Annotated in this window: 2 protein-coding genes and 2 pseudogenes; 2 read left to right on the forward strand and 2 right to left on the reverse strand. The window is 68.5% G+C overall.

Annotation, left to right across the window (positions count from 1 at the left end):
* Both KGA66_RS28235 and KGA66_RS28240 read right to left on the reverse strand, forming a co-directional pair.
* Nucleotides 1–197: pseudogene (locus tag KGA66_RS28235) on the reverse strand (PHB depolymerase family esterase); the annotation flags it as partial.
* 245 nt (nt 198–442) lie between these two features.
* Nucleotides 443–1390, reverse strand: coding sequence for an expansin EXLX1 family cellulose-binding protein (locus tag KGA66_RS28240; RefSeq protein WP_211472518.1), 948 nt, complete (start codon nt 1388–1390; stop codon nt 443–445).
* 494 nt (nt 1391–1884) lie between these two features.
* On the opposite strand from KGA66_RS28240, the gene KGA66_RS28245 reads away from it, so the two are divergent.
* Entirely contained in the window at nt 1885–3039 is a 1155-nt protein-coding gene (locus KGA66_RS28245; RefSeq protein WP_246508913.1) for a glycoside hydrolase family 11 protein, read from the forward strand.
* An 859-nt stretch (nt 3040–3898) separates the two neighbouring features.
* Nucleotides 3899–4115 (forward strand): annotated as a pseudogene (locus tag KGA66_RS28250) (hypothetical protein); the annotation flags it as partial.

The following is a 4115-nucleotide window of genomic DNA, read 5'->3' on the forward strand; positions in this document are numbered from 1 at the left end:
ATCGGCGGGTTGGCCTTGACGTTGTTCGGCACGTACAGGTACATCTGCAGGCCGGTCGGGTTGTTGCCGAAGCTCGTGATCTGGGTCAGCGACGCGGCGGCGGCCGGGGGCGCGGCCTGCAGGCTCACACCGAAGGCGGCGGCGAGCGCGAGGACGCCGCCGAACCACCGGGACCTCAGGAGACGGGATCTGAGCATAGGACCTCTTCGTCCGTGGGATTATTTGTTAGCGCTCACAGTCAGCGGGCGCCGACACCGAAGATTCGTTTGATAGTCACGTGTGGCCGGAAACTCGTCAATGGCCTGGAAACCGGTTTTCCGGAGCTGGGCGATATGGACGCGGCTGCCTGCTGCCTTCTCGGCCGAGCGAGCCGATCATCCCGCCGGGCGCCGTGAAAGTTGCGAAGGCGGGCGTTGTCCGCGTGGGCCGGCGCCCAAACAGATCAGTGCCGCGCGAACTGGACCGCGGTACGTTGCGCGACATTCGGCAGAATCGCTATACCGTTGATCGTCAGCTGTTGTCCGTAGATGTCGGTGATCCTGATCGGGCCGCCGCATCCGGCGCCGCCGGCCGAGAGGAAGTAGTTGTAATCGGTGCGCGGCAATTCCCGCCAGCCGCCGCCCACGCGGACCTCCAGCGCCGCCACCGGATTGCGGTGCCCGATCACCTGGATGCCGCACCAGTACCGGCTGGAGCCGGTCTTGTACCGCAGGGACAGCGGGCTGGACAGGTCGGGGCTCAGCAGCTTCCAGGTGATCGGGACGCGGCCCAGCGTGGGGTCGGCGAGCTTGGCGAACGCCTGCCGGCTCAGGTCTATCTGACCAGGCGCGCAAGGCAGCGGGCACTCGTTGGTGATCAGTACCGTGATCGAGGCGCCGTTGGCCGCGTGTACGAGCACGTACGCCCCGCAGGCCCTGGCCGACTCGTAGTCGGTGTAGTTCATCGCCCCGATCATCATGTCGGCCGCCGGGCCGAACAGGCAGGCGCCGTCTCCGTCGCCGGCGCTGTACTCGGTGGCCACGCCCTGATAGGTGGCTCCCGGCCGAATGCGACCCGCGGCCGGCGCGGCGGCGGCCGGCGCAGCGCTCGATGCCGGGGGCGTGGCCGGTGCGGTCCGCGCGGAGGCGGAGGCCGCCGCGCCGCCGGACGGCGCCGCGCTCGCCGCGCTCGACGCATTCGCCCCGGTCGCATGGGTTGTATGGGTCGTATACGAACCCGAGCGCGTGGTCGCGGCGTACCCGGCGGCGGCCTTGTGGTCCGGCAGCAACACCGCGATCAGCGCGACGGCCAGCACGGCCGCGGCGGCAACCGCGGCGGCCGGCAGCCACCGCCGCTCACGCCTGCGGTGCCTGATGTCGCGCCGAGCGGCCTGGTCATCCACCTTCACCATCGGTCCCTCCGCAGAGCCCAGTTCGGCGTTCCGCCCTGGTGCCAGGCCATAGCCTAAGTCTCCGCGGAAGGGCGGCGCCGACTCGGGTGGTTACCGCGGTTACCGCGACCGTCACACCGGCCGCGGCGTTTTCCGGCGAGAGCCGGTGCCGATTCGAACAGCCGTCGCCGCCCGGTGACCGTCCATGCTGTTGAAAAATGTCGGGCGGCCGTCGAATGTTCGAGCGATGAGCGCGAGTCGTCTCGCCCGCCGCAGCGGACATGGCGCCCGCGAGCCGTTTCCCTGCCGTCCGCGGCGCATTCCGCTGTCTGAAACCGTGGGAATTCGACACGCATTCTGCCCGCGCCGGCGGAACGTCTCCGAAATATTCCGAAAATCGTTGACGCCGCCCGAACGGCCAACCAATACTTTTGCCGCCGACCATCAATATCCGAACGGGCCGCCCCCCGGCTTCCCGTTTCCTCGGCGAGCCTTCAACGTGGAAGGAGCAACACATGCGTTCCGCCCGATTCGAATCCGGCAGTCGCAGGCGTCTGCGGCTACTGGGCAGACGCGCCAGGCTGCTGATCGGGGGTGCTTTCGCCGCGGCGATGACCGCGGCGCTCACCCTGGTGGCGACCATCCTGCCCGGTCCCGCCAGCGCCGCCACCACGATCTGTTCGAGCCAGACCGGCACCAGCAACGGCTACTACTACTCGTTCTGGACCGCCGGAGGCGGCTCTGCCTGCATGACGTTGGGCTCCGGCGGCGACTACAGCACCTCCTGGAGCAACGTCAACAACTTCGTCGCGGGAACGGGCTGGAGCACCGGCGGACGGATGACGGTGAACTACTCCGGCAGCTTCAACCCGTCCGGCAACTCGTATCTCTCGCTGTACGGCTGGACGACCAACCCGCTGGTCGAGTACTACATCACCGACAACTGGGGCAGCTACCGGCCCACCGGCACCTACAAGGGCACCGTCTCCAGCGACGGCGGCACGTACGACATCTACGAGACGCAGCGGGTCAACGCGCCGTCGATCATCGGCACCGCCACCTTCAACCAGTACTGGGCGGTGCGCCAGAGCCGGCGGACCGGCGGCAGCATCACCACCGGCAACTTCTTCGACGCCTGGGCCAGCCACGGAATGAACATGGGCGCGTTCAACTACATGATCCTCGCCACCGAGGGTTACCAGAGCAGCGGCAACTCCAACATCACGCTGGGAGGATCCTCCGGTGGTGGCGGCGGCGGTGGCGGTGGCGGTGGTAGCACGGGTGCGTTGCACGCGGTGGGTGCGGGCAAGTGCCTGGACGATCCGAACAGCACCACGACGCTGGGCACCCAGCAGCAGATCTACACCTGCAACGGCGCCGCGAACCAGACCTGGACGCACAACTCCTCCAACGAGCTGACCCTCAGCGTGGGCGGCAGCACCCTGTGCCTGGACGCGAACGGCAAGGGCACCACCGCGGGCACGAAGGTGATCGTCTACTCCTGCAACGGCCAGACCAACCAGCAGTGGAACCTCAACTCCAACGGCACCGTCACCGGTGTGCAGTCAGGGCTCTGCCTGGACGTGACCGGAGCCTCCACGGCGAACGGCGCCCTGGTCGAACTGTGGACCTGCAACGGCGGCAGCAACCAGCAATGGACCCTCGGCTGAGCACGGCACACAGCCGGCCCACGCGGTTCGCGGAGCATGGGTAGCGCGACCCGCGTGCGGCTGAAAACCGCCCGCGCCGACCGGTCAGGCGGGAACCGGTCGGCGCGAGGCGGCCGAGATCGTCGGCGCATTGCACGCTGCCGCGCCGGATGCGCCCGCATATGCCCTGAAGCTGACGTTCCGCGGGCCGATTCCCGAGGTGCGCCGCCGAGCCGGCTGACGACCCCGTCCCGTTTCCGGCTCACCGAATGTTGCGGTTTGCGCTTCGAAAGTACCTCTCGAAGTCACCCGTGACACTGCGCGGACCGTGCGGGTTCTCCGCGTGGTTCGCCCCGCAAGGGTAAGTTTCACGACGGCTACCCGGCGTTCTCGCCCGCCGCCACGTCCGAAGGCATCGGTCGTGCTGGTTAGGCGGCATGAGCCCAACCAGGTCTCGAAACATTGCGAGAGTGGCCATTGAGATTTCGATGGTCCTTTGGCACGCTCACGGCGACGTAAACCGCCCCGGCACCCTTGCGGCCGTCCGAGTCGGCTCCTCGTCGGTTACGCCCCGTCCGTGATTTGTTAGCGCTACCAAGACTCTGTGCTGTGTCACGTACCTGCCAGGGTCCTGTCCTGGTGAGGTTCTCAGCCCTTGGCCTTCTTCGCAATCGCCGCAGACGTCCGGGACGCCCGAGTGCGGCCGTCTGCCGCCTGCCCGAGCGCACCGCGGACGCAGGCCTGCGCGCCGCCGACCCGCATCGCGCGAAAAGGCACGTAGGCGGACGATCGACCGCGCCACGCCGTTCGCCGGCGTGCGCAGCACAACCGCAGTTCAACCCATCACCGACCGCGCGACGCGGACGGGAAAGGACTATCCATGGATATCGACTCTGGCGCCGACCACAGCGTCATGCGGCCGAGACGCGAGACCTCGGGCCGCCGCAGACTGCGCGCCGGTCTGGCTGCCGGCACGGTGGTGTGCGTGGCGGCGGCCACCGGGGCCGTGGTGCTCACCGCCGGCACCGCCAACGCGGCAAGCACGCTGCGCGCGGCGGCCGAGGCCGACGGACGCTACTTCGGCATGGCCGTCGGGC

The organism is Actinocrinis puniceicyclus (assembly GCF_018283645.1).
In the GTDB taxonomy this organism is placed as follows: domain Bacteria; phylum Actinomycetota; class Actinomycetes; order Streptomycetales; family Catenulisporaceae; genus Actinocrinis; species Actinocrinis puniceicyclus.